Source organism: Bacillus sp. JNUCC-21, assembly GCF_041222765.1.
Lineage (GTDB): Bacteria > Bacillota > Bacilli > Bacillales > Bacillaceae > Bacillus > Bacillus velezensis.
Genome location: NZ_CP166019.1, coordinates 2300509 through 2325227, shown reverse-complemented (window position 1 = coordinate 2325227; position 24719 = coordinate 2300509). Strand labels below are relative to the sequence as shown.

At 37.2% G+C, this 24719-nt stretch carries 19 protein-coding genes and 1 pseudogene; all 20 read right to left on the bottom strand.

Annotated elements, in window-relative coordinates:
* Positions 1-128 precede the first annotated feature (128 nt).
* The 20 genes and pseudogenes from JNUCC21_RS11625 to JNUCC21_RS11530 all read right to left on the bottom strand — a co-directional run bounded on the left by JNUCC21_RS11625 (position 129) and on the right by JNUCC21_RS11530 (position 24702).
* The gene (locus JNUCC21_RS11625; RefSeq protein ID WP_369878166.1) at positions 129-2687 is read right to left on the bottom strand and encodes a peptidase G2 autoproteolytic cleavage domain-containing protein; all 2559 of its coding nucleotides are present in this window, start codon (positions 2685-2687) and stop codon (positions 129-131) included.
* A gap of 40 nt (positions 2688-2727) precedes the next feature.
* A complete protein-coding gene (locus tag JNUCC21_RS11620; RefSeq protein ID WP_369878165.1) occupies positions 2728-3546 on the bottom strand; it encodes a hypothetical protein in 819 nt (272 codons plus the stop codon).
* A gap of 1277 nt (positions 3547-4823) precedes the next feature.
* Positions 4824-6848: pseudogene (locus JNUCC21_RS11615) on the bottom strand (phage tail protein); the annotation flags it as partial.
* 12 nt (positions 6849-6860) lie between these two features.
* The gene (locus tag JNUCC21_RS11610) at positions 6861-7619 is read right to left on the bottom strand and encodes a phage tail protein (protein ID WP_369878164.1); all 759 of its coding nucleotides are present in this window, start codon (positions 7617-7619) and stop codon (positions 6861-6863) included.
* A 57-nt stretch (positions 7620-7676) separates the two neighbouring features.
* Entirely contained in the window at positions 7677-14555 is a 6879-nt protein-coding gene (locus JNUCC21_RS11605) for a phage tail tape measure protein (protein ID WP_369878163.1), read from the bottom strand.
* Between the two features lie 59 nt (positions 14556-14614).
* Complete coding sequence (locus tag JNUCC21_RS11600) at positions 14615-15295, bottom strand: immunity protein (protein WP_369878162.1); 681 nt, start codon at positions 15293-15295, stop codon at positions 14615-14617.
* Between the two features lie 599 nt (positions 15296-15894).
* Positions 15895-16872, bottom strand: coding sequence for a tyrosine-type recombinase/integrase (locus tag JNUCC21_RS11595; protein ID WP_057080545.1), 978 nt, complete (start codon positions 16870-16872; stop codon positions 15895-15897).
* 13 nt (positions 16873-16885) lie between these two features.
* Positions 16886-17302 carry a hypothetical protein gene (locus tag JNUCC21_RS11590; RefSeq protein WP_369878161.1) on the bottom strand — a complete coding sequence of 139 codons (417 nt, stop codon included), beginning with the start codon at positions 17300-17302 and terminating at the stop codon, positions 16886-16888.
* Positions 17302-17823, bottom strand: coding sequence for a hypothetical protein (locus JNUCC21_RS11585; RefSeq protein WP_369878160.1), 522 nt, complete (start codon positions 17821-17823; stop codon positions 17302-17304). Before JNUCC21_RS11585 ends, JNUCC21_RS11590 begins: the two co-directional genes overlap by 1 nt.
* An 82-nt stretch (positions 17824-17905) precedes the next feature.
* Positions 17906-18070 carry an XkdX family protein gene (locus JNUCC21_RS11580; RefSeq protein ID WP_369878824.1) on the bottom strand — a complete coding sequence of 55 codons (165 nt, stop codon included), beginning with the start codon at positions 18068-18070 and terminating at the stop codon, positions 17906-17908.
* 37 nt (positions 18071-18107) lie between these two features.
* Positions 18108-18446, bottom strand: a complete 339-nt coding sequence (locus JNUCC21_RS11575) for a hypothetical protein (protein ID WP_228842146.1) — start codon at positions 18444-18446, stop codon at positions 18108-18110.
* The gene (locus JNUCC21_RS11570) at positions 18440-19774 is read right to left on the bottom strand and encodes a pyocin knob domain-containing protein (RefSeq protein WP_369878159.1); all 1335 of its coding nucleotides are present in this window, start codon (positions 19772-19774) and stop codon (positions 18440-18442) included. The genes JNUCC21_RS11575 and JNUCC21_RS11570 overlap by 7 nt, the downstream gene beginning before the upstream one ends.
* A complete protein-coding gene (locus tag JNUCC21_RS11565) occupies positions 19774-20130 on the bottom strand; it encodes a hypothetical protein (protein ID WP_022553073.1) in 357 nt (118 codons plus the stop codon). Before JNUCC21_RS11565 ends, JNUCC21_RS11570 begins: the two co-directional genes overlap by 1 nt.
* A 71-nt stretch (positions 20131-20201) precedes the next feature.
* Positions 20202-20669: a hypothetical protein gene (locus JNUCC21_RS11560; RefSeq protein WP_161619967.1), complete on the bottom strand. Its 468-nt coding sequence runs from the start codon at positions 20667-20669 to the stop codon at positions 20202-20204.
* A 20-nt stretch (positions 20670-20689) separates the two neighbouring features.
* Complete coding sequence (locus tag JNUCC21_RS11555; protein ID WP_369878158.1) at positions 20690-21481, bottom strand: hypothetical protein; 792 nt, start codon at positions 21479-21481, stop codon at positions 20690-20692.
* A gap of 39 nt (positions 21482-21520) precedes the next feature.
* Positions 21521-22246, bottom strand: coding sequence for a hypothetical protein (locus tag JNUCC21_RS11550; protein ID WP_161619965.1), 726 nt, complete (start codon positions 22244-22246; stop codon positions 21521-21523).
* The gene (locus JNUCC21_RS11545; RefSeq protein WP_161619964.1) at positions 22243-22749 is read right to left on the bottom strand and encodes a hypothetical protein; all 507 of its coding nucleotides are present in this window, start codon (positions 22747-22749) and stop codon (positions 22243-22245) included. The genes JNUCC21_RS11550 and JNUCC21_RS11545 overlap by 4 nt, the downstream gene beginning before the upstream one ends.
* Positions 22746-23411, bottom strand: coding sequence for a hypothetical protein (locus JNUCC21_RS11540; protein ID WP_124692893.1), 666 nt, complete (start codon positions 23409-23411; stop codon positions 22746-22748). Before JNUCC21_RS11540 ends, JNUCC21_RS11545 begins: the two co-directional genes overlap by 4 nt.
* Before the next feature lie 313 nt (positions 23412-23724).
* Complete coding sequence (locus JNUCC21_RS11535; RefSeq protein ID WP_241158057.1) at positions 23725-24156, bottom strand: hypothetical protein; 432 nt, start codon at positions 24154-24156, stop codon at positions 23725-23727.
* A 12-nt stretch (positions 24157-24168) separates the two neighbouring features.
* Complete coding sequence (locus JNUCC21_RS11530) at positions 24169-24702, bottom strand: hypothetical protein (protein ID WP_369878157.1); 534 nt, start codon at positions 24700-24702, stop codon at positions 24169-24171.
* Between the last annotated feature and the right edge of the window lie 17 nt (positions 24703-24719).

The following is a 24719-nucleotide window of genomic DNA, read 5'->3' as shown; positions in this document are numbered from 1 at the left end:
AGGGGACAAATCCCTATCTCTCTTTATCTCACGTATGCTCTTGTTATCTCTGTTTTTGAATGCCGTAAATTGAATAAAATTTATATTTTAACTAGAACATAACCACCTCCTTTAAAGAGGACACTAAATTAAACTGTGGGTGTTATTAAGCAGACAGCGACACCATATCCTCTTTCCTTTGTATAAGGTGTAGTTATTTTCATTACCGGATAACCTGAAGCATCAGAGGATTTTGATCCTTTTCCGGCTTTAGGTACAATTCTGTCGCCGTTTTGAACTGTTTCATCAATGCGAACGAATATCTGTCCAAACATACCGACAATATTCCATTCAGGACGCTCAGATCGTGGAACATATTCTTCATTGGCGTTGAAGTTGGGGTTTTCTTTTGGTAACCTTCTTATTTCTGTTCTTTGTATACCTTCCGAATCCACAAATGTTACATCCGTATCCTCATAAATAAGACCGCCGAATTCATTTTTGAGATATCTTCCTTGCCAATTAAACAAAGACTCTCCGAGCACAATACCAGCTGTTTCAGATATAACCCCTAATACCTTGTCACCGAGATTCGCTTTCTTAATTTTGTCCCCATCAAGTGTGACCATATATCCGGTAGGAATTGCTCTTCCATCTGCAGATTCAAAATACTCCGCATAATCAGCAAATGTTGAAGCGCCTTTAACCTGACCGGTTAAGGCAATATTTCCTCTCATCGCATCATGTTCTATCTTAATGTTCGAGATGGAAGGGGTATCTGATGTTCCATATCCCCATATAGTGGTATACCCTTTTCTGTTTACTACAGATTGTGATCCAATAACAACCCTAGAAGATCCTGATCCTTCAATGGAAGAATTATTTGATGCAACAACCAATGAACGACTTCCTTCTGCAGTTGTTTTAGATCCTCCAGAGGACGCAATAACTGCATTACGTGGCCCTTCTGCTTTAGAACCGCCAGTTGTTGCAATAACGGCAGAAGCGTCACCAGTTGCTTGTCCGCCACCTGAAGATGCCATTACGACGCTAGTATTTGTTTTAGCGTAGCCGGAAGTCGTCGCAATCCGTGTACCACCTTTGAAATTATTCGGGATAAATGCGTAGGTTTTCCCGGCAATTTTACTGGGAGTAGCGTATTGTTCGCACATCGCAGCGTTAATATTGGCTTGTGAGTTAGTGCAATAAACACCTATTGAACCTGCTTTGTTTGTTCCCGTCATGTTAACGTTATTGATATTGACTGAGCCAACTTTACTTCCAACAGCAATACCCACTAGTGCAGATTGGTTAATGATTACATTCGAGATGTTTACATTGTCTGATTTTTGGGCTCCACCGATTACATAGATATCGTTACTTGCTGTTGTAAACCCTGAAACAGTGATGTTGCTTAGGTTGATATTTCTGCTCTTATATTGAGTAGAGATTACTATAGTATTCTTATAATCATATGTCGGGTCACCAATTGCATTGAAGTTTGATACGTTGACATTTCTATAAGCGGAAATAACAAGTGCTCGAGGATTTAAACCCTGATAAAGATCACTGAAAATAGGATGTTGTGCAGTGCAGTTAACAACATTAATGTCAAATGCACTTGTGGAGATTTTTTCGGAGGCTAGGTGGAAGCCAATATGTCTAAAGTCGAAAGCGCGGATATCATTTTCGGAATAGCAGTTAATTAAATTTACGTTTCTTGCTGCTGGTGCTCTGTTGTGAGCTTTGACTTCAAAACCTCTGCAGTTTTTTCGGCTGTAACAGTTCACAAGCCACACGTTTTTAGAGCCATCATCAATTTCAAAACCGTTTGAATTTGAAGCTCCTTTACTATGTGCGGATCCATTAGCGTCATAAGCATAACAGTTAGTGAAGAAGATGTAATCAGAATAGTGAGTTGTGAAGCCATCATCACCATAATTAGTTGCGGTACAATTTTCAATCCAAACATATTTACTACCGTTTGGCTGATAATGATCTGCTCCATCAGAAGAAGAGTTCCAAACAGGGGAGCTTACATCAAAACCGTGCACACCTGGATTTCGAGCATTGACGTTTCTAACTCGAACAAATTTAGAGTTAACAATACCCACACAGTTTGCATTTGTTCCATTTGTAATGGTGTTGTCCTTTTTGTCTAAATTCCAATCGAGGTCTAAGTCTTCAATTAAGATATATTCGTTTCCGTTTGTGTAGTCGCTATTGGTTAACACACAAGATGTTCCGGCAGCAGTTGGGTGAAGCTTGATAATAGACCCAGATCCAACACCGTAAAGTCTGACATAAGAAGGGATATGTAATCCTTGAACCATATAAATACCTGCAGGTACAAAAACCTCTCGTTTCCCACTTGCAAAGGCAGCTTTGAAAGCTTCAGTGTCATCAGTAACACCATCACCCTTAGCTCCAAAATCCTGAACATTGACACTTCGTCTGATAAATTCATTTAAGACTTTATCAACAATTGTTGCACCGGATGCAGGGATTTTTGAAATGTCTCCAATAGTGTTTTTGATATCTGTTAAACTAGAATCGACTGTACTTATTACGTTTGTAATGTCTTGAGAAGCGGTATCAAAAGCTTTTTTGATTTCAGGAGCAGTGAACGATACCCCATCAGATTTGAGTAATTCAATCGACATGGGTACATACTGCTCTGTTTTCTTGTCGTAATATTTAAATCCCATTCATTTACCTCCATAAAAAGAGACCCGATCGAAGTCTCCTTTAATCAATTTCATACCAAACTGCACCTGATTCTGGAGCAACGTTTGATATAACAACTCTTTGTTTTTCTGGAATTAAGCCTTCATCCTGATACCATACATAATTAGTATTGAAAGGTTCTACAGCGCTTAATAAGATATTGAAACCTTCGTAAGCTTCCGAAGTTCCAATATCAATCCAATCAAAACCATCCCATCTGTACACGGTTTTGTTTTCTTTTACAGCAACCGTCCATCCTATAAGTGGATTGGGGTAAGTTGTTTGTATATCTACGAATGTATAAACAGAGGGTTTGTAAATCTTCCTAGTGTTCTCAACTACATACTCATAATCTGATGTTGCTTGTCTGCACCAATTTGTTATTTCAATACATCGCTTGGTGACACGTTCACATTCAGCAATACGTTCGTTGATACGAATAATGGCATCTTCAGCATCATCTATTAAGCCTTGAAGTGTTTCAATGACCATATTTCCTTGCCGTTTAATCCATATTCTTGAGGCAGGGAAGAAGGATGCGCCTTCTCCTTGATATGTAAAAGTAAGGGATTTGCCTTCATTTGAACCATTGAAAAAGACAACTCCCATAAGGTATTCAACCTTAAAGTAGTTGTCTTCTAATTCACCATCTTCAATTTCACGCCATTCCTTGCTGTCACCACTAACTATAACTCTGTACTCGGGGTTTGGTATTTCAGTAAGTACGGCTCGGCCGTTATAAACGGTTAAAGTTTCGCTATAGCTTAAATAAGGATCATCAATTGAACCTTTCCTTTTTCGAGAAAGGATGGGGTTGTTATAGAGCTGAGGAAAATCCAAACTAAATTCACCGTCCTTTCTTATTGTGTAATTGATTTGATTAGTTCTTCTAAGTGCGCGACTCTTTCTTCTAAATTCTGTAGTCTGCCTTTTGTACCGCCTAATGTTTGTCCTCTAATAATGGATTCAGCTTTCTTACCAATTACGTTGTACACAGACTTCTCATCTGAAATTGCGTATACAGAATATCCTTGCCACCAATCTTGAGCTTGAAAAACTCTAACCCATGCTTCAAACCAATTCGCCTGAATTGGTTCATTGTATTCCCCTAGGTCACCGAATGCGTTATGTGGCTGTTCAGGAGAGTTACTGTAAGGTGGGATGCCAAGTTCACCAAAGAAGATCGGCTTATTCCATTTATCATAAAATGCTTTGATTTCCTTAAATATATTTTGTCCTCGTCCGTATAACGGTACGCTATAAATAGCATCAATTAACTGATCGACAGATGGATTTCGATTATCAGTTAATTCAAAGTAAGTTGCTATCGCAATAATATCGACTAGTCCAAATAGAGGATTGTTCAGCTTTTTATTATACGCGGCAATTGTTTCAGGAGCCCAATCAGCGGTTACCCAATAATTTGTCCGGTAGAGTATTTTGCCAGAAAACAAACTCCTAAGGCTTGTAATAACTGATTTCCACTTTTCTGTTGAGTCTTCCATATGAACTAAGTTTGAAGCAATGTATAAACCGTCTAATTTAAATTGCTCGCATTTTTTAGCGAAGTCTTGAAGGATGTTGTTCCATGCTGCGAACCATTGATCTAGATCAGAAGGGATCCAATCAGTTTCAGCTACGGTTCCATTTGCGATGAAGGGGTATGGTTCTAAAATAATGTTGTATCCATCATTTTTGAGTTTAGGAATCATATCCCACGCTTCGTTATAAGTGTAGTCTACAACAGTTGGATTTGAGTCTGAAGCATCCACAGCATTAATGAGGATAGGAATAGTGATTGTATTTAAGTTTAAAACAGTTGAGTCATAACTGACATCGGCATAATATTTACGACCAAATGCAGAAACATTGCCGCCTTTCCATTTCAATGGATTGACCAAAAGGTTATTGAGCTCAATGTTTTGGACACGACTATTATAGTCGGAGAGTTTAGTGTCAACTTGTGCTGCTGTGGTTTCAACTAACTCAGCAGTTTTCTGGTCACTGGAAATCCATTTTTCGCCGTCGTAAGAGGAAACAACACCGGTAACCGTATTAGTCCATAAATCGTTTGCTTCTGGCTCTTCGGGTTCAGTTGAGGAGACAGTGTATTTCGAGCCATTAAGCTTACCTTTGACTTCTACAGTAGAAGAGGGGAGGTAGGGGTTTTCTGAGGGAAATTTAGGCTGTACAATATCAGATAGTATTCGACCACTGCTATCAATGGATGTTTCTACTGTGCGATAGGCTTGGACTCCAAATGTATAGTGTTTATTTGAAACTTGCCCGGTTAATGTTGCAATTCGTTTATCATAACTAACTGATAAATATTGTTCAGCTGACATCTTTGAACCAAAAAGATAGGTATCATCTGATGTGTCAGAGTAGCAATGGATAAGGAAACCATCGATATTGTATTTATCCTCATCGGAGTCTGGAAAATCCCATTCAATTGATACATCTACAGATCCATTATCATTTACAACATGAGTTATAGCAGTCCCGTCATTTCGGATAGTTGGGTTTGCTACGGGTGCAGATATACGATCATTCCGTGCATTGTAATTGGTCAGTAGGGTATCATAATCAATTTTTTTCTTATTGAATTCAGTTGATGCTTTCTTAGCAGTATACAATGAGCGTGCAAAGTCTTGTTCTAACGTAGTAGCTCTTTTTCCATTCGAAAGTGTTACTTGTATACTTTGCTGCTCAAAATCAAAATTCATTCCTGTAAGTGTTGCTTTGACATCAGTTCTAAAATCGTCATTAACTAATCTGATTATATCTCCCAGGTAAATTCTATCCCAAAAATCCTTTTCTTTGTTGACAGTAAATAAGTTGACAATGTTTGTTCTGATGTCTACCGGAGGTGTATTTTTCTCCCCAAGTTCCTCAAGGCCTTTTTCATACAGCTCTGTTTCATCAAAAATGTTGTCATTAGACCAATCATCTTGACGGATAAAATAAGACAACTTTTTCATTAGCTTTTCACCGAGAAACTTATCCATAGATAACCGATCTTTTAACACTGCTATTTCTTCAGTTATCTTGGAAATCTGATTGGCAGTGGTGGATATTTCAGCTTTCTTTGATGTAACTTCAAGTTGTTTGGCATCTCTTTGCTTGATAAGGTCTTTCGTGTCATCTCCAGCTTTTTTTGCTACTGTGATCTTATCTAAGATTTGTTGTAATTCAATTTTTTCTAGGGTGAAGAGAGTATTCTCCTGTGTTGTTTTTGTTGCTTCCAGATCTTTTTTCTGATTTAAAAGGAGGTAAAAAGAAGAGCCTTCTTTATTTACAAGTTCATTGTAATCTAAAATTGCATGGCACAAATCATCATCCATGTAATCACTATGCTTAATTACATTTCTCTTTTCATCACGTTCAAAAGGGTAGAGGAAATAAGAGAAATCATCCAAGTAACTTTGTCCAGTAGGATTGACTGAATTAATAACAATTCCATCTTTACCGGTAATGTCTAATCGTGTCACAACTTCATCAATATCAATGGTATCTTCCATATCAATCATGAACCTTTTAGGAGAGAATTGGACACCTTTATACTTGGACACAGTTTCTTTTTTATAGAATGATACTGTGTTGTTCACAGTATCAAATATAGGCACAGCCTCAAAAGTTTCTCCAATGTTCTTTAAAAACTCATATCGGGTAGAGGTAACATCAAATGAGCGGCGTTTTTCATTAAAAGAGGGGTCAATAAAATCTACAGTAAAACAAGTTCCCTTAAGACAATCTGTGGCAACTTCCAACAGATTTTTAGAGATGCCTTCATATGATTTGATTTTGCTTTTATGAAGAATGTAGGGAAGTCCTTGAGCTCTAACTTGTATTGTTTGTTCCTCATTTTCTGACTTTGTCAACCCGGTAATTACAAACCATTCAACTCTGTTTAAGAACTCTGCCTTAATGAGATACCAGCCTTTTATGAGTGCTGCCACATGGTTTGGCTTCATCTTGAAATTATATCTTGCTTTAAGTGGGATATTAAAAGTTAGATCGTGGAGTTCATCAAAATTCAAATTTAGAGAGGCGTTAGAGAAATCTACTATATTAGCGATTTTCTTTTTATTTGGTTTTGCTAAAGAAAGCTTGAGATGACCTGGTTTAAAATCATAAATCAATAAAACATCCCCTTACAAATACTTATATCTGTATATAAACCGGATATAACATTCGCCCGTTATTTTAACTCTGTTTATTCCCCTTGTTAAAAAAACATACTGTTCATTGACTTGATCATAACACTCATACCCAGTAACGCTGGAGGTGATCAGCTCTTTATTGGCATCTACATTAATAACTTCTTGATGTTTAATTGATGTGAATTTTAGAGGTTCTTTATAAGCTGTCAAGTTTTCGACTGTGATGTCTCCATCACCAATTTTTTTGAATTCAAGAGAGAGTGGGATATCTAAATCCCCTATATTTTTAATTTCTATATTATTAGAACCTGATGATATGTCATACCAATGAGTAGTTGTTTCTCGTCCATACCTATAAGGAAATACTTTCATTGTCAGCTTCACATATCCGTCATTAGAGCAGTTGTGTACCAAATCTGTTGCATTCACTGGCAAAGCAAAATAAATGATATCTAAATTACTACTGAATGAAAGAGGCTTATAATCATCTACATTTAGCCAACGTGCAACTCTTCGAATATTTTCTTCATCTAAATGATCTTCTATGTAAAAGTTTAAAGGGATTTCATATGGTTCACGTTTAACACTGTCTACATACGGTTCAGAAGCTGATCGTGTATATGTTTCATTTACTGTTCTATTCGCTAAGAAGGTCTCTTCCAGTAGTCCGCCCTCTGTGTTTACATTCACTGCCCCAATTTCATAAGAGGGGATATCATCGAACATGAAATATTGACTTTCTCTAATCATAAAATTCCACCCTTATCAATCAAAAAGCAAGCTGAAGAGCCTGCATTATACAGACTCTTACATGCTTCCATTTAATTTTATAACTTCTTTCTTGATAGTTTCGAACATTGTCCTAGCTCCTGTTTCACCGCCTGTGAGCTTTTCAATATTGAAATTGTTTGTTAGATTCACTGTTTTATCACCAGTAGAGTTAACTGTAGGAGGGAGGTTAGTGGTTTTAACATTTGGTATCAAACTATTAGATAGGCTCGATTGATTAATATTCGGAATTATTGATGGGATAGTGGTGATTCCTTTGTTAATCAAAGCTGCTAATTTTCCACCTTGCCCCCATTTAGGTGTTTCATTATTCAGATCGTTATCAGACAGATTGCGAACATGCTTTACAGTTTCAAGCATGTTCTTGGTGTCAGTCTTATTCAGAATAAGCTCTTTATCATGAAGAATAGCAAGCTTGCCAGCACCTAAACCTGTTCCTGTGTATCCTCCTGTTTCAAATGAAGATATTTTTTTGCCTGTTGTATTGCCTTTGGTCACAGTATTAAGGGCATTAGAAGCTTCTTTAAGCTTATCGATAAGGTTATTAGAGATACTTTTACCAATGGACTCCATATTGCTGTTAATGAATTTAGAGAATTCATTCAGTTGCTTAGCAATATCAGTAATCTTCCCATCCATTAGCTTTTTCTCAAGTTCCTTAAATCCACGCTCATCATTGACGAGATCATCATATTTCTTGTTAATTGAATCTTCGTCTTTTTGAAGCTGATCTTGCAACGCTTCTTTTCGTTTGCTACTTTCACGATCTTTAAGAAACTCATCTAAATCTAACTGTTCCTTTTGTAGCTGCTCAGTCAATTCCTTAACCTTTGACTTGCCAAATTCTGAGTCATCAAGAGAATACTGATTAATTTGGTCAGTGAGTTTTTGGATACTGTCTTGCTTCTCTTTTAACTGTTTTTGATATTTAGCTTCATCATCAGTTTTATCAATCTCATCAATCAAGTCTTGCGTAGCTTTTTGATGCGCTTTTAATTCAATATCACGCATCTTTTCGTACATCTCTTTGTAGATGGAGACAACTTCATCAGCAAGGGATTTGTACACATCTTTGATTGATTTCTTTGTGTTGTAAAGCTCCAGATTGTAATCCTTCTGCTTGTCTTTCCAGTTCTCGATTTCTTCAGTAATTTGTTTCTGAATATCCGGGAACCCTTTGGCAGCTTTCTTTTGTGCTTCCAACTGTTTTATATACTTCTTCGCTTCATTCTGTTGCTGCTGAATAAGCTTAATCTGTTGGCTATAATATTTAACCTTGTCTTTATCTTCCTCGGTCATGGATATTTTGTTGCTAACATCTTTAAGCTTGGATTCAGTTTTCTTGGTCGATTTCTCAATGCCGTTAAGCGTTTGATCAACCTCGGACTGAATGAGCTGCCCACGAAGTTCTCTTACTTCTTCTTGGAAATTGATGAGATCAATCTTAGCTTGTTTTAATTCCTCAGCAAGCTGTGCTCTTTGAGCGGCATTCAGAGTTTTGTTTGTTTTGATTTCTTTTTCAATAAAAGAAACCTTCTGACTCTGAATCTTTTGCTGTTCAGTTAAAGCTTTTTTCTGATTGTTTGTATACTTGCGGAATTCTTTACTGTCGCTCAGATAATGACTAGCGAGGGCTTTGTCTTTAGCGATTCTTACATCAAAATCACCAATGCGCTTGTCATATTCATCAAGATGCGACTGAACGATCTCATATTGAAGCTCTTGTATCTGATCGTTTACTGAATTAATGTCACCCTGGAGAGAGAGGAGGTCAGATTTGGCTTGTGCTATTGCTTGTTGTCGTTCTGCTTCGGCTTGGGATGCATCTGAAATAGATGTACCGACACCTTTTAAATACTTCTCAGGGTCAATGGTCTTTCCGTTTTCTTCAATTTGAAGATGAAGGTGATTTCCTGTTGAATTACCCGTACTGCCAACTTTACCGATGGTCTGTCCTGCTTTAACAGTTTGACCGGCTTTAACAGAAGGGGTATCAAGCATATGCATATACTTAGCAACTTTTCCATCATCCTGTTGAATGACAACCCAGTTACCGGCAGTTTTACTATAACCAGCAATTTGAACTTTTCCACTCTGAACCGATTTAATTGCGGTTCCAGCTTTTGCTGCGAAGTCGATACCTTTATGTGGAGTTGATCGGTAAGCGCCATCTTGCGCATTATATTTAGAACTTATTCTAAACGCACTGTTCTTCGTGTAGTAGCTTGCAATGGAGGAATTAGCAGAAGTCATTGACTTGGTGTAATTTGACATGATCTTCTGAACATAATTCTGAGTTTCCTTGAAAGGAGGGACGCCGCCGTATTTGATTACATTACCAGGCCCTGCATTATAAGCAGCAAGTGCTTTTTCAACATTGCCACCAAATTTGCTTAGTTGTTGGGCTAAATATTTCGTGCCACCCATAATGCTCTGATAAGGATCATAAACATTGTTTACACCTAAGCTTTTAGCAGTGGAAGGCATCAACTGCATTAATCCTGCTGCGCCTGCTCCAGAACGAGCCCTTGCATTGAATCCTGATTCTTGTTGGATTACAGCTGCAATTAGAGCTGGATCAACACCGTATTTGCTTGCGGCAGAATTAATGTAACTGGAGTATTTACCGGAGTAAGACCCGCCACCGGAAGAATAAGAACCACCAGAAGATGAACCAGAGGAAAGGGAAGAGGTAACTATACCGTATTGTGCAATGTTCCCTGACTTAATTTGATCCTTGAGGAGTTTGGCTTGCTCCTGCATAAGCTTTTTCTTTTGTTGAAGAGCTTTAATTTCTTTCTGCAGGGCATTTCGATAACTTTGGGAATACTTTGGATAGTCGTTTACCTGCTTATTGTACTTTTCAACTTCAGCATTGACTTTCTCCAGAGCTTCCTTGTATTTATCAGCCACGTACATAGATGTTTTAGTTTCTTCATTAGCTTTCTCTTGCTCGTCTGTCCATTTCTCAAGGGAAGTTCCAGATTCGATTAACGCTTGTTTGTTTGTTTCCTGAGTAGATGTAGCTTCTTCTGATGCTGAGATATACGATTTAAGAGCAGCTCTAACGTTATCCATTGCAGAGATTTGGCTGTTAGAAAATCCACCAGGTTGCAACATTTTTTCTTCAAGCTTATGTAATTCTTTCTTCGCATCAGCTACATTATTAATTGATTTAACTTCAAGCTGAGACAATTCTGCCTCGGATATATCGAGCTTACGTTCTCTCCGAAGCTTTCTAAGGCTGTCAATTCGTAAAGAATCAGCGTTTAAAGTTTTAATGGCATTATTGACTTCAGTTTTCATTAGCTTATTGCTATATTGAACCATGTCATTATATGCATCGAGCTTAACTTTTCGCTGACGAATTACTTCATCTCGGTTAACCTTTATAACACCATTTTCATAACTTATTGCTTTGGCTAATTCTTTATCTTTTTGGATTAGAGCATTAGCTTCATTGGCAGAAATGCTCTTTCCTTCAGCCATCTTTTCTAAAAGTTCGTTTAAAGGAGCAACTTGTTCTTTGGTGTTATTAAAAATATCCCCGTTAAGAATGCCTTGAACAGAGTCAAACTGCATTGATTCTGACATGCCTTTGATTACATCTTTAATCTGACTGATATCATTTGCGTCAAGTGCTTCTTTGAGCTTTTGACCAAAATCTTCAGCTTGGTTACCTGCCTCAGCAAGAGTTTCCCCTAAATCACCAACTTCAGATTTAACAGAAGAAATGGCCTTATCTCCATCTTTAATGTTCTTTTGTGCCTTATCAAAACTTAACTTAAAGACATCAACAGAAGAACCGGATTTCGAATAGGTCTCCAAAAGGGCTTGTAGATCTTTTTTTGCGCTATCAAATGCTTTTTCATCGTTTGAATTCAACGCTGTTTGCATTTTCTCTTGGAGTTTACCCAGTGCTGAAGAGAATTTATCGAGATCATCAGGATTCAAATCATCTTTTAAAGTGAGTTTACCTACAATGTCATTGATACTCGTTTTTAAAGTATTGCTGATATCTATAGAACTGTATGCTTGGGCGATTGAGAGAACACTGTCTCTAACCTTTGCATTTCCACTTGCTATGTCAGATTGTGCTTTAAGCATACCTTGCTTCGCTTTATCTGCGGCGATTTTATAATCTTCATCATCAGCAAGGAAGTCCCATTTTGGTCTGCCTTTATCATTATAATCAGCAATTTGTTTGTATTGCTTCAACTCATCTTTAGACTTTTTAATTTCTTTAGAAGCGTCCTCGAAAGTTTTCTTGGCGCTGTCTTTAGTTTCCGTCTTTTTAAGTTCAAGGTATTCTTTAGTGTTCTCAATAGCTTCTTCTAAAGCTTTATTACTTTTTAAAATTGCATTTCCTTGAGAGTCATAACCTTGAACTAAAGCGGGGAATGTCTGAGCCAATTGCTGAGTAACTTGAAGATATTCTTGCTCTTCATCTGATGAAAGGGTTCTTGAATCTTTTGCTTTTTGGAGCTCTTTATATTGTTTTATTAGTTTGTCTGTGGAGTCTTTGTTGGTTGTAATTGCTTCGACATTGGTCTGTTGACTCTGTTCAAAATCATCTTTAGCTTTTTTTGCATCTGCAAAAGATGAAACTATGCTTTCTAAAGCAAAGCCCAGTGCAACAAATGCAACACCAACCACTGAGGAAACCAGAAGCCCTCTAAGAGCAGTTTTCAAAACCCTTGATGCAACAGCAGCGCGGGTCATACCTGCTTCTAATCCGATGCTAGCTAATGCTTCTTGTCTCATTGCTTTTGAGCCAAATATAAGAGTAGTAGCTAAAGTTCGAGTGTTTTTACTGAGTAACAATGTAGCGGTGCTAATCGTTACAAAAAGAGGGGGGAGGAAACCAACAGTGTTAATTATTCCAGTAGATGCTTTTAACAAAGAACCCAGAGCTTGAGTAAACTCAATCAATCCATCACTAATAAAGGCATCCGATGAAGCTATAGCCAATTCGGTGAAATTGTTTTGAAGTTTATTTAATCTTGCTTGTAAGCTATCTGCGTATTTCTGCTGTTCGCTCCAAGCGCTACCTGCAGAATTAGAAGCAGTCGTTGCGGCGTTTTGGGCAATAGAAAAGTTGTTCATCATTGCATTAAACCTTGAGAGCTGGTAAATGCCTGCTACACCGATTGAGGTATTTTGTTTTTGTGCGTCAGAAAGTGTGTCCCATTTTTGTGCAACTTCGCTAATCAGTTCACTTGCTGACTTAGCTTCTCCGCCAGCGGTTTTTACCGAAACGCCAATTTGTTCTAAAGCTTTAATTGAACTTTCATTGTTTCCAATTCTCGCAAAAATAGTTTTAAGTGAGTTACCAACAATGTTTCCTGATTCGCGAGTGGTACTTGCAATTGCTGTAGTATAACCAATCAGATCATTTAATTCAACGCCAAAAGTAGAAGCAGTACTACCTGCTTTTCGAATTGAATTGGCCAGATCAAGAGTAGTTACAGCATAGTTGTTATCGACTTCATTAAGCTTATCTGCGATTGAGATAGAATCGTTGGCGGCAATATTAAAATTCAGCATTGCGGCAGTCAAAGTGTTAACTGTGTCGTCAGGAGTCAAGTCAGAGACGTTTTGTAGTACCTGAGCGGTTTTTGTTAGAGTGGACAGTTCACTTTCATCAAAACCCATACGTCCAAAATCGCCAGTCATTTGCAGAATGTCAGTAATCTTGTTTGAAAGGGTGTCGCCTAAGTCGATTGACTCTTGAAGAAGCTCATTGTACTTGTAATCAGGCTCATTCATTACACGTCTGATGTTTGTCATTAGAGTATCAATTTCAACCGCCTGAGATACCATTTCCTTGAGTCCAGATATAGCACCGTAGAACAAAGAACCGGAGATTAAATATGTAGACATGCTTTTGAAAGCTTGTGTTAGCTCCGCGCCGAAAGAAGAGGCTTGACTAGCTGCTGATTGCGCATTTGAAGCTAATTCCCTGAATTGCATGTTCAAACTTTGCATTTGAGATCTGATATTACTGCCGCCGGCACTTACGTTAAGACTATTAACTGCATTCAGATATTCTTGGATAGCTTGTCTATTTCCAGCGCCCATCGTATCGCCATAACGCGTATTAAGGTTTTGTACGTTTACCTGTGCTTGGCGTTGATAAAGCTCAATAGTTTTTCGGAGTTCATTATTTTTAGCCACAGCAGCAGACTTATCATCGAGCATTTTAATTCTGTTTTGTAATGCTTCAATTTGTTGAGCTGTTTGAGCAGTGTTTAATTTCCGCCCAAGGGAAGAGAGGGTGATGTCAGTTACAATTCCTTGCTGTCTAAGTTTTTCTAAATTTATCTTTAGTTGTTCAATTGCTTTTCGTTGCTGATCGTAATTTGTTATAACTTTTGACGACGTAGCATTTGTCTTTGGATCAGTCGTATAGGTAATATCGTCAAAGCCATTACGGTTCTTTTGAGTAACCCTCGTTGTTTGTCCTTGAGAATTCTTCTGTTCTGTTCTTTTCTGTACCTGACCTAGTTTTTCAGTCGCTTGAGCAAGCCTGTTAACTTCTTGCGTTTGTTCACGTAATGATTGATTGCGATTGTCTATGGTCTTTGTTTCACGCTGAATGATTTCGCCATTTTTCTTATACTGCTGCGTTAGTTTTTCAACAGTGCCATCAGCATTTCTGGTAATCGTTGTAGTTTCTTTAACTGTTTGATTGAAGGATTTGAGATGTTTTTGGTAAGTGTCAACTGCAGAGGAGAATTCGTTAAGAGTCTTTAAAGCAGAGGCATCAATATTGGTCTTTAAATTAAGGGAATTAAGCTTTTTCTCTAAAGATTTAATTTGCTGATTTAACTGTTCGACAGTCTTTGAGGAGGTATCAGCTTTTGGGGTCAGTATTATTTTTAAATCTTGACTCAAAAATAAGTCACATCCTTTCAAGTGGGGCTAATCAGAGCAAATAAAAAAAGCCACTCAAATTATTGAGCGACTGTACTTGTTTTCTTAATAATTACATCCATAACACTTTGCCAATATTCGGCGTTTTTCAAAGCCTGTTGAATTATATTTCCGTCTTTTTTATAACCTTGAGGTTCATATCCATCATCCTCACGAGAAGGAAGGAAGTGGATATAGTGCATAGGATTTTTAAGGTTTTCGACTGTAATTTTAAGCGTAATTGACTTCACCATTTCTGTTTGAGTAGAGGAGGCTGACAAACCGCCAATTGCTGCACCGATTCCACCACCTAATAATCCTCCAGCAATAATCCCTGATTTGGCAACCTTCGAAATCACCTGATCATCCAGTGAGATTTCAGATTGAATAATTTGGTCAAAAGGGATAACATACTCGTTTATTTCTTCGCCATTAAGCTGATATACCTTAAGGATAGCTTTATCTTCATTGTAAGCAATTTTGGTTTTATAAGTGCTAAAGAAATTATCAGGATTAAATTCGCTATCGTAGACCTTTAGCATTTCAGCATTTTTTTTAATCTTATCTACAAGCGCTGCGGATTTTATCCTGTACGGTTCAGTAGCTAATATAAGTAAGCCTAGGATTGTCAAGCAAACTCCCAGAGGTTTCCAACCATCCATTAAACAGAAGAAAAGGCTGAATAAAAAATAGCCACCATAAGCCATAATCTTATAACCCATCCAACCACCACCAGTATTATTTTCCTACATTATATCATGATTTCCAAAAGTGTAGAACTAGCAAAGGGGAGGGTCACTTTCCTTTTTCGGACTTAATCTGCTCAAGTAATTCTTTAAAATATGTAGCAGTAATAACAATGTCCCTATCCTTTCGTACAACAAAAAGTAGGAGAAGGCAAATCGATGTTGCGATTAGAATATACCAAAGCAAATTAAAACTAAACATAATTCTGAGAGATAGTAAACATGTTCCTATGAGCACACTTCCAACTGTCCACATTTTCGTATGATCGAAGGACGCTTCAATTCGACTCATACGGGAAATAGCTAAGATTAAATCTGATGAATTAAGCGATTTTAGGATTTGAAATTTGCGCTTTTGTTCTGTGTAGGGCTCACCAGAGTGCGGGAATTCTTTTTGTATGTATTTGATCAGGTCGCGACTATTCATCTGTACTAAATTGTGTTTAAGTATTGTCTTATTCATATTTTTCACCTCTCCATATTATCGTCAAATATGGAAATAAGTTTAAGGTTTTATCCATAAGCAAAACCCTTCGGTAGAAGGATCTTGATTCTGCATAAAAGAGGGATTTCATTTACACTTCAAATTTTGCTTTCTTGTCTTGAATAGCATCTTTGTTAACTTCTAGATAGTGATTCTTTGTTACGTCAGTGCCTTTATGGTTCAATAATTGAGACACGTCCTCTAGACTCATTCCACTGTGATATAGAAGGTTGCTACCACTGTGCCTTAAATCATGACAGTGTAATTCAGGAATATCAATTATTTCTCCGATTCTCTTTATCCAATATCCTTGTAAAGTTCCGGTTTCAGCTTTCTTCCATGTGCCTCCGTACTTTGTTATGAAAAGGTATTCGCATTCAATTCCGTTTTCGGTTCTGTACTCCAGCCATTCCTTAACAAGATCAATAGCTCTTTGAGAGGGGAAGAGGGTGACTTTATATCCTTCTTTTTCAATGACATCTTCCACCCGAAGTCTTTCAAAGTCAATTTGTTCAACTTTAACGTTGCTTATGGCATTAGCTCTGGCCATCGTGGAGAGACCGAATTCAAAGAAGAGCTCTAACTGAATATTTTCCTTCTTTTTAAGTCCTTTTCTGATTTCTTCGACTTGTTCTTTTGTTAGGAAGGTCTGTTTAATTTGAAGTTTTTCACCAGTTCCAGCCTTAGGCCTGTCTAAGAAGTCAACGGGATTCTCTTTGATCTTACGTTTTTTCCTTAAAAATAAAAAGAATGAGCTAATGCTACTCATTCGTCTCTGAATTCTTCGTTCATTATTGCCTAGAATACTGGTACAGAATGCAACAAAGTCTTCAATTAAATCAACCATATCATCAGGATCTTCTTTAATAATATCCACAATGTGCTGATTATTGTAATTCTCTAAAATGTATACCAGCCATTGATTGAAATCTGATTGATATCCCACTTTACTGGATTCCGAAAGGTTCATGTTTTTAAAGACAAAATACTTTCGGATTAATTCCGCATTTTTGGGGTTAATTTTGTTGACCTTTTCTTTTGTTGCATATGCTATCTTTTTTCTGGCCATTAATACACCACCGTTATTCTGTTTTAATACCCCTTGCATTTAAATCTTTTTTCATAGCAGCAACTAATCGTCCATCTTTTAAGGATTCAGCAGTATTCTTCATGACTGGGCGAGGTTTTCCGTAACCATAACCGTATTTATCTGGATACGTGTATCCTTGACCAGTCTCAACAACCGTAGCAACATCCTTGCCGTTGTCTTCACGGTTATTGTCTAATGAGATTCCGCTAGATTCGTTTTCAATGATAAAGGAGTCCTTCAAGAGAGAGGTACGTTCATATTCGAGGGGATCATAGGCATCATACACATCAGATTGCACATGCTCTTGACCTGTTTTAACCATTGTATTTTTTGTACTTGATTGTTTTTGAATGGCTTGTTTCGCAGCAAATTCAATTATAGTTTTAATTTCTTTAATGTTTTTTGCCATCAGTCTTTTACAACAGTCTCAGTTAATTCTTCACTCTGTTCAATTCCTTTTGTGAGTGTCTCTTCAATAACTTTGTCGACTTCAGCAGGATCAAGATTTCCAGCTCCACGTTTAATAAGCTCTTGAGCCTGTTCAATTAGGGAAGTTGCAGTTCTAATTGCTTTAGCTAAACTTTCTTGAGGAAATGCTTGAATAAGTTTGGAATAGTACTCAGCATCACTAATCTCAAAGAATAAGGACAACTTTTTGTTAATTTCTTTTGGTATTTCTAGATCGGAGAATGTTTTAATAATATGAAAGAGCAACCAGTCCGCATATGGAATATTTTTTAGGTCTAGATTTTCTTCTTGAGCATGAACGTAATCTCGAAGAAGTTCCTCCATCATATCCTTAATCTTAGACGGAGCAAAAACGGGATAGATATAAGCATGGATATCTTCCGTAAGTTGAACACGTTGCTTTTTCTGGTTTTTTTTTGCATCCTCTTTAAGTAGAGCAAGGGTTAATTTTTTCGATGCCATCTCATTTCCTCCTTATATATCCTCTGAATTCATTAAAAAAGACACCTCAATAGGGGAGAGGTGTCTAAATAAAACTTGTATTTTATTCTGTCTCTGCTTCTTCGTAGTCTTCGCCAGTGATTTCTTTGTACTCTTCTAAAGTGACTAAGCCATTCTTTACGCCTAATTGTAGCTCTTCTTTTGTCACATCGTTGAATTCCTGGTAAGCTTCTTTGACTTGATCGACAGTTGCCCATTTCCGACTCAGGGCCTTAACCCAATAATTATATGTAGCTGTAGTTATTTTATGAACCTCCCTTTAGATCGGCAATATCTTTTAACATTGTGTTTATTGTTTTGTTGACTTGTAACAAACTTATACGGAGTTGGGACAGTGTTTGTCCTAAAATGTCAATATCGCTAGGCTCAGGAGTATCTGGTTTAACGCTATCCTTGTATTCTTCAGTTGCTGATTCAATCCATTTATTTTTCTTGGGATCATATTTGGGCAAGATTATTGTGGGGTCTGGGACAGCAGTTGTACTATTTGGAGGGAGAACATCGCCTTCAATGAAGTCTTCTCCAGCGTACATAAAGTTCTCATCGTAATAAAGAACATGCATAATATTTTCACCTACTACCATAAAGGAATTCCTATATTAAATGAAACTCTGGAAACACTGTTAATGTCATTAGCGTACAATCCGTCAAAACGTAAATCTCCATCTGTTGTGAAGGCAAATCTCGCTGTTCCATATGATCCAATTGTGGGTACTACAAAATCCACCAGCTGTGTTGGCTTGGTTGAGAATTTAGCAACTGCAGTTCCAATGGCCGGCAATGTTCCGAAAGATCCTCTTAGCCATAGCACGTTATTTACACTTGAGAATTTGAAAGGGTAAGTGGAGTATTGTGTAGCTCCATTAATAAGTGTGACTGGGTTCCAAGAACCTGATGTACCACTCCATCTAGATTTGTCATCTAAAGTAACGTGAATATCAGTTTTTGCTTCGTGGGCATCGGTGTAGGCTTTCGCTGAGTTGAGTGCGGTAGTAGCTCTAGCTTGTGCTCCGTCAGTCGTTTCGTGTGTTTGCCATGAAGTCCAAGTTGAATCACTTTTTCTAAAACGGAAATAAGTATGTGTTCCGTAATACGCTTCTAATGCAAATTGTGCAATTGTAGTTCCATAGTTCATGACAGCTAAATAGACATTGGATAAGTTGGCAGGGGAGTGAAGCCCCTGGTTTGCGATTAAATAAAATCCAGTGTTAATCAAATCATTGTACTCCGTTTTTTCGGAGCTACCTTTGTAGAATACTTTCCCATCATCGGCAGTGAGTTTGAAAAGTTGAGCAGCGTCCCATCTATCTCGATCAGATTTGTTGATATGGACATTAGTGTCATTCAGATGATTATCAAAGTCACTTTTAGTAGCTTGTTTTACATTGTCTACATTCCCAAGTCCAACCTGTTCAGCAGTTACCTTGTGTGGGTTTGATTGATCGTTAGTATGTTCAGCTAAGAAAGACTTTGACCTTTCATCAGAGCTGTTCCAATAACTGCGCTCATCCTTTGTGATATGTCGATCGAGGTCTGCATCGTGAGCGTCAAAATCAATTTTTGTTGCTTGTTGAACATTATCAACCTTAGACAAACCAACTTGGCTTTTAGTAACTGCATGAGGATTTTTCTTATCATTAAGATGGTCATCAAAAGCAACTTTTGTGGCTTGCTCTTCATTAAGTACATTTGATAATCCGACTTGCTCTTTAGTCACTTTGTGCGGGTTTTCTGTATTCTGAGTATGCGACTTTAATTCCGAATTTTGCTTTTCCATGAACTCATCGACTTTGTCAGATAAACGTTTTTCATGATCAGACATATGAGATTCAGTTCTGAAAAATTGATCTTTAAGGTTATTGATTTGTATATTGTTTTGTTTGAGCTGACCTACAAATTTACTGCTGCTCATTAACTCACCGCAATTCCTTTAACCGTAACATCTCCATTTACGGAAATGACCTCAACCATGAATTTGAAAAGCCCCGCAATATCGAAATCCCAGTTTTCATTTGTATTCAATGTGCCCGTACCTAATTGAAAATCAGTTTTGTTTGTTCCAGCAATTTCTGTCTTTTCACCATTTTCATCTACGGCAAAGAATTTTATTTCTCTTGAAGTTGAGGAACCAGAGATCTTAACAGTAATATCCCGATAATGTGATACTACAAATTCTTCACCTTCAGACGGGGCAGTTGTTGCTTCGTGGAATGTAAAGGTTGCTTTATCTGGAATGGTTTTTAAAATATTTTCATCGGTTTCTGTCAACAACTCCACCTCCTAAGTCTGTTTAAAAACTGACTTTTATTTAAAAAGGAGAGGGGAAGAATCCCCTCAAATTATTTAGCTTCAAATACTCTTACGTCTCTGTCAGTACCGTCATTGATCACATAGACATAAAGTGTTTTACCAGCGGCGACAGGAACTGAAAAAGGTTTGTCACCGGCTGTCAATGGGATACCTGTATCAGCAGTTACAGTTGAGTTCCCAATGTAAATCGTGCCTTCTGTAGGTGGGTAAATAGTAAGTGCTGTTCTGTCAGTGATACCTGCGGTAACTTTTTGAGCTGTTGAAGTAACAGTGAATTTATCCGTTTTAAAAGAGGAGAAACCAGGATCTCTTTCATTCAAGGTCACGGAAGGGGATTGTACTTGGATGCCTTTGATAGCATCCAACCCAGCTTGAGGAAAGTCAACTTGTAGTGGTTTTTCTTGTGATTTGAGATGAATGTCAGTTACTAAACCGCCGTTTCCATCATCTCTAGCTGAAGATTTTACGCCATCGAAATCATTAAGTTTTGCTGCCATTAAAAATCACTCCTGTAAAATTAATTGCCAACGTCTACGGATTTAGCTTGAGTTTCTGTATCAGGATCAGGATCTGGAGTGGCTACATTATCATCTCTGCTCGCTTCAATAACAACTGCCATCTCGTCTGTGTCAGTGTCGGCCAGTGCTTCAAATTTAATTTCTGGAGCTAATGCATTACCGTTTTCGAGAGACATTTCAAACTCACCTGAAGGGGATACGTTAGGGAATTGAATGTAGATATCGCTATAGACCTCTTCGGTATCAGGGTTATACGCAATTGTACGGTACTCAACTTCATATCGCTCAGAAAATTTATTTGCTTTAATAGCGAGCCGTCTGCCGATTTTGTTAATCTGATATACGGCTGTTAATTTTTCTTTTGTACCAGCAAATCCAGTAGGGATTAAATATGTGCCATCTGTAGATACAGGCGTCTTATAAGTCAATCCTTTTTTGTTGAAGAAGGTTACATCACTTACCGGTTTACCTTTAAGTGTAACCACATTTTTGTCATCAACAATTAGACCATGTTCACGGTCGAAAACCTGAACTTTTGCTTCCTCCTCAATTGTTTCACCTTGTGTCATTGCTAACCACTCTAAGTCGAAATATGCATTCTTGACAGTAAGATTGATTTCTTTTTCAGACTTCAAGATATAAAGTGGTTTATTTCCGATACCGCCACGAAGCTTTTCTTCGGAGATGGCTTGGGAGAATGAAGCTGTTTGTGCTTCTGCTGTGAATACAAGCTGACCATCAGATTTTCTTCTGAAATAAACATCAGCTGTATCTTGAATAACTGTTTTCATCTATAGATTTCCTCCTTAAAATAAAAAAAGGAACAGCTATTAGCTGCCCTTAGAAAAACCTTTGGTCTCTTTCATAAATTTATCTCGGCTTATGTAATGTTTCTCTTCCTCAAATAAGTCAATGTGTTTATCCCAATTCACAATGTTTTTACCTGCTTCTGGTGAAACTGTAGCAAAGAGGGTAGAAGTGTCATATTGCTTGAATTGAGCAATCCGGTGATAAGTCATATAAAGTTGAAACAGGGTCATGTCATTAATGTCTTTATAAAGGTAGCCTGTATAAGTCGACACTGTGCTAATGATATCTGCCATATCAACTGAATCACCATCTTGACTCTTGACTCTTTTGCTTCGCTCATTAGCTTTTTGAATTTCAGGATTGGAGCTTATTTTTTCTTCCTTCAAACAACACATTTTTAATACAAGTTCTCTAATGGAATCGAAGTTGTCTGGAGTAAGCTTATCCAGTATTTCTTCTCCATTGAACATTTTAGAAAACACTGTGCTATAGGCTTCTTGAAAATTAGGAAGGGTACCCGAAATTTCATAAAGAGTCATTTTTTTTAATTCAGCAACAAGCTCATCAAGTTCCCCAAAACGATTAACATCTTCTTTGCTATAAATATAAATGATCTCTTTTTTGGACATTTTGATTAGCCTTAAATAATTGGCTAACTGACCGTACTCTTTAACTTTAATGAATCTGCATTCACCAAGTTCTGTAGAGATAGGCTCTCCAGTAATGAAAAACTCCATATCAATCATTTCATAGCTCCGAAAGTGAATATTAATTTGTATCCCAAGTACCCTTCAGGTGCGTTCGATATGAGCAGTCTTGTGTATTTAACATTTTTACCGATACCAGCAAAATTTTGATTGAAGAGCATGTCACAAATACGATCAGTAATTTTCAGATTCCTGAATTCAGTCTCCTCATAAGTGTTAATGTGTGTATAAACATCAATCATCAAGTCTTGATCTAGCAGCATTACACTTTGGGTTGAGGGCTTAGGGATTCCATTACCAAGATAAACACAAAGTCTGCATATTGGTTGATCGGTTAAATCATCGGTTTTGGGAGCACGTTTAATTATTGAGCTTAATATCGATGGGGAATCATCTACTGAATCATAATAATTATCCAACGTCTGAACGTCAGGGAGAGAAGAGGAGAGAGGGTCATCTTTATAATATAAGAGACGGTTCAATTCTGTATCATTCATAATAGTTCTGAATATAGTTGTCATATGTTCGACCATCATACTCATTCGCTATCACCTCCAACTTTCTTTTTGGCTATAAGTCTAATTGTTCCAGTGTTTCCATAAACCTTGGAATAGTCTATATCATCAACACGGAATTCCTCGCCATAAAAAGAAAGAAAAAGACCCTTCTTTAATTTTTCATGTTTTAAAAAGGGGATGGTGACATGTGCTTGCCCTTCAGGAATGTTTATGGCCAATTCTGATCCAATTATTGAGGTTGTGCGCTCAAAGACACAAGGAATTTCAAGCTTTTCACCAGGAACTGTAATCATAATTGGTTTTCCTGTAATCTCATTAATCTTTCCAGATGGAATCTTACGATCAGATGATGTTAGTGAAATAGATGAGTTACATAATTTAGCCTTGGCTATGGGATAAAGTCTGTTTGTATCAAACTCTGTAATAAGAAAAGGGGAATCGTTTATCTCCGCAATAGCTCCCTTATGGGATTCATAATCAGGTCGAAACAGTAATGTTTTATCTTCGGAGGTTTTCCCCTGATTTATTATTACATCGGTTAACTCACCGTTGATCGGAATACTCTCAGAGAAAAGTGAAAAATCAAAAGACTTATTTATTGTGTCTTTCGTGTTATTAATTATAACTTCATCAGGAGTAGAGCCGTATGCAAGCAACCTCTTTTTATATGTTTCAAAAGAGTTCATTGTTCCATTCTCCCCATTATTTTTTCAATGGTTGCAAGAACTTTAAACACTTCTTTTCTAACGACATGAAAACTGTAGTCATGTGATGAAATATTCAATCGAATGGACTCTAGAGTTGCAAGCATCACAACATAATCAGAGCAATCATGTGCAGATTTAATAGTATCCTGAGCTCCATATAATTCGAAGATTAGAGAACTGACATAATTATTAATACCATAATTACTTTCTTCGAGGAGGGGAATGATTTTAAAGATACGCGACTTTAAAAAGTTGAAGTATGATAACTGAATTTTTGAATCTGTTATCATCTTCATGATCTAAAGCCTTTCATACTTATATTTGAGTATGTATATTGCACCATTAAATCTTCAGCTTCTTTTTTGATTAAATTACGTAGCTCTCTAATCTCCTTAATATGGTTCGCTTGCGAATACAATTTGAAGTCCTTAGAGCTCAGAGTTTGATGTAAAAGGTCAGCAGTAACTATTTTTGGAGTGAGATATTCTACAACCATGAAGCAGGCTAGAATTTCTTTTTCTTCATCAGATAGATCTTCGTTGAATTGTTTGAGTTCTTGATTCCTGTCAGTTAAGTCCTTTTTACACCTTCTAAATTTAATAGATGACGACCTTAATAAAGGCTCTAAGGTATCAGCCAAATCTTGGTCGGAAATATTTAAAAATGAGTAATCAGTTAACTTAGGAAGGAAAAACCCATAGATTTCTTCAAAAGGAGTAGGCAAATTTTACGCCTCCTAATCTGCTAATGAAAGAATGTCCAAATGGAGCTCTTTTTCCAATAGCTTAAGAAGCTGAAGATTATTAAATTCTCCACTTTCAACACCTTTTCTAGCTTTGTCAGCAATCAATTCCTTCATTCCTCTAGGTAATTTAGGTAAGATATCTTTGGCATCTGTGGCTGAAAGATTGAAGAATTCTTCAACTTCATCAATAGGAATAATGTGTTGATAAACCTTGCTTAAACCTAAGTATTGAACAACTTCCTCATCATCGATAAAAATCCAAGGCTCTGTTAGAAACTTAGGCTGAGACGATTTCATTGTTAACAATTCAGATACCTCTATGTATTCTTCATCCCCATACGCACTCCATACAGTTTCTAGCCCAGTTTTTTTTGAGATGTATTTCAAACTTCCATTCGTTACATTGAAACATGACACCAACTGATTACGATTTATTTGTTTCTTTTTCTTAACTGTTTTCTTTTTTGGTGCTTCTTTTTCAATAATCACTTCATTAGATTCAATTGCAGTTTCTTTTGTTGCCATTTAAAACTCTCCTTTTT

Coding starts and splice junctions, on each gene's coding strand:
- JNUCC21_RS11555 (WP_369878158.1), bottom strand. CDS start 21,481: ATGAAAACAGTTATTCAAGATACAGCTGATGTTTATTTCAGAAGAAAA.
- JNUCC21_RS11585 (WP_369878160.1), bottom strand. CDS start 17,823: ATGGCATCGAAAAAATTAACCCTTGCTCTACTTAAAGAGGATGCAAAA.
- JNUCC21_RS11600 (WP_369878162.1), bottom strand. CDS start 15,295: ATGGGTTATAAGATTATGGCTTATGGTGGCTATTTTTTATTCAGCCTT.
- JNUCC21_RS11625 (WP_369878166.1), bottom strand. CDS start 2,687: ATGGGATTTAAATATTACGACAAGAAAACAGAGCAGTATGTACCCATG.
- JNUCC21_RS11595 (WP_057080545.1), bottom strand. CDS start 16,872: ATGGCCAGAAAAAAGATAGCATATGCAACAAAAGAAAAGGTCAACAAA.
- JNUCC21_RS11540 (WP_124692893.1), bottom strand. CDS start 23,411: ATGAACTCTTTTGAAACATATAAAAAGAGGTTGCTTGCATACGGCTCT.
- JNUCC21_RS11610 (WP_369878164.1), bottom strand. CDS start 7,619: ATGATTAGAGAAAGTCAATATTTCATGTTCGATGATATCCCCTCTTAT.
- JNUCC21_RS11590 (WP_369878161.1), bottom strand. CDS start 17,302: ATGGCAAAAAACATTAAAGAAATTAAAACTATAATTGAATTTGCTGCG.
- JNUCC21_RS11570 (WP_369878159.1), bottom strand. CDS start 19,774: ATGAGCAGCAGTAAATTTGTAGGTCAGCTCAAACAAAACAATATACAA.
- JNUCC21_RS11545 (WP_161619964.1), bottom strand. CDS start 22,749: ATGAGTATGATGGTCGAACATATGACAACTATATTCAGAACTATTATG.
- JNUCC21_RS11560 (WP_161619967.1), bottom strand. CDS start 20,669: ATGGCAGCAAAACTTAATGATTTCGATGGCGTAAAATCTTCAGCTAGA.
- JNUCC21_RS11550 (WP_161619965.1), bottom strand. CDS start 22,246: ATGATTGATATGGAGTTTTTCATTACTGGAGAGCCTATCTCTACAGAA.
- JNUCC21_RS11575 (WP_228842146.1), bottom strand. CDS start 18,446: ATGGTAGTAGGTGAAAATATTATGCATGTTCTTTATTACGATGAGAAC.
- JNUCC21_RS11530 (WP_369878157.1), bottom strand. CDS start 24,702: ATGGCAACAAAAGAAACTGCAATTGAATCTAATGAAGTGATTATTGAA.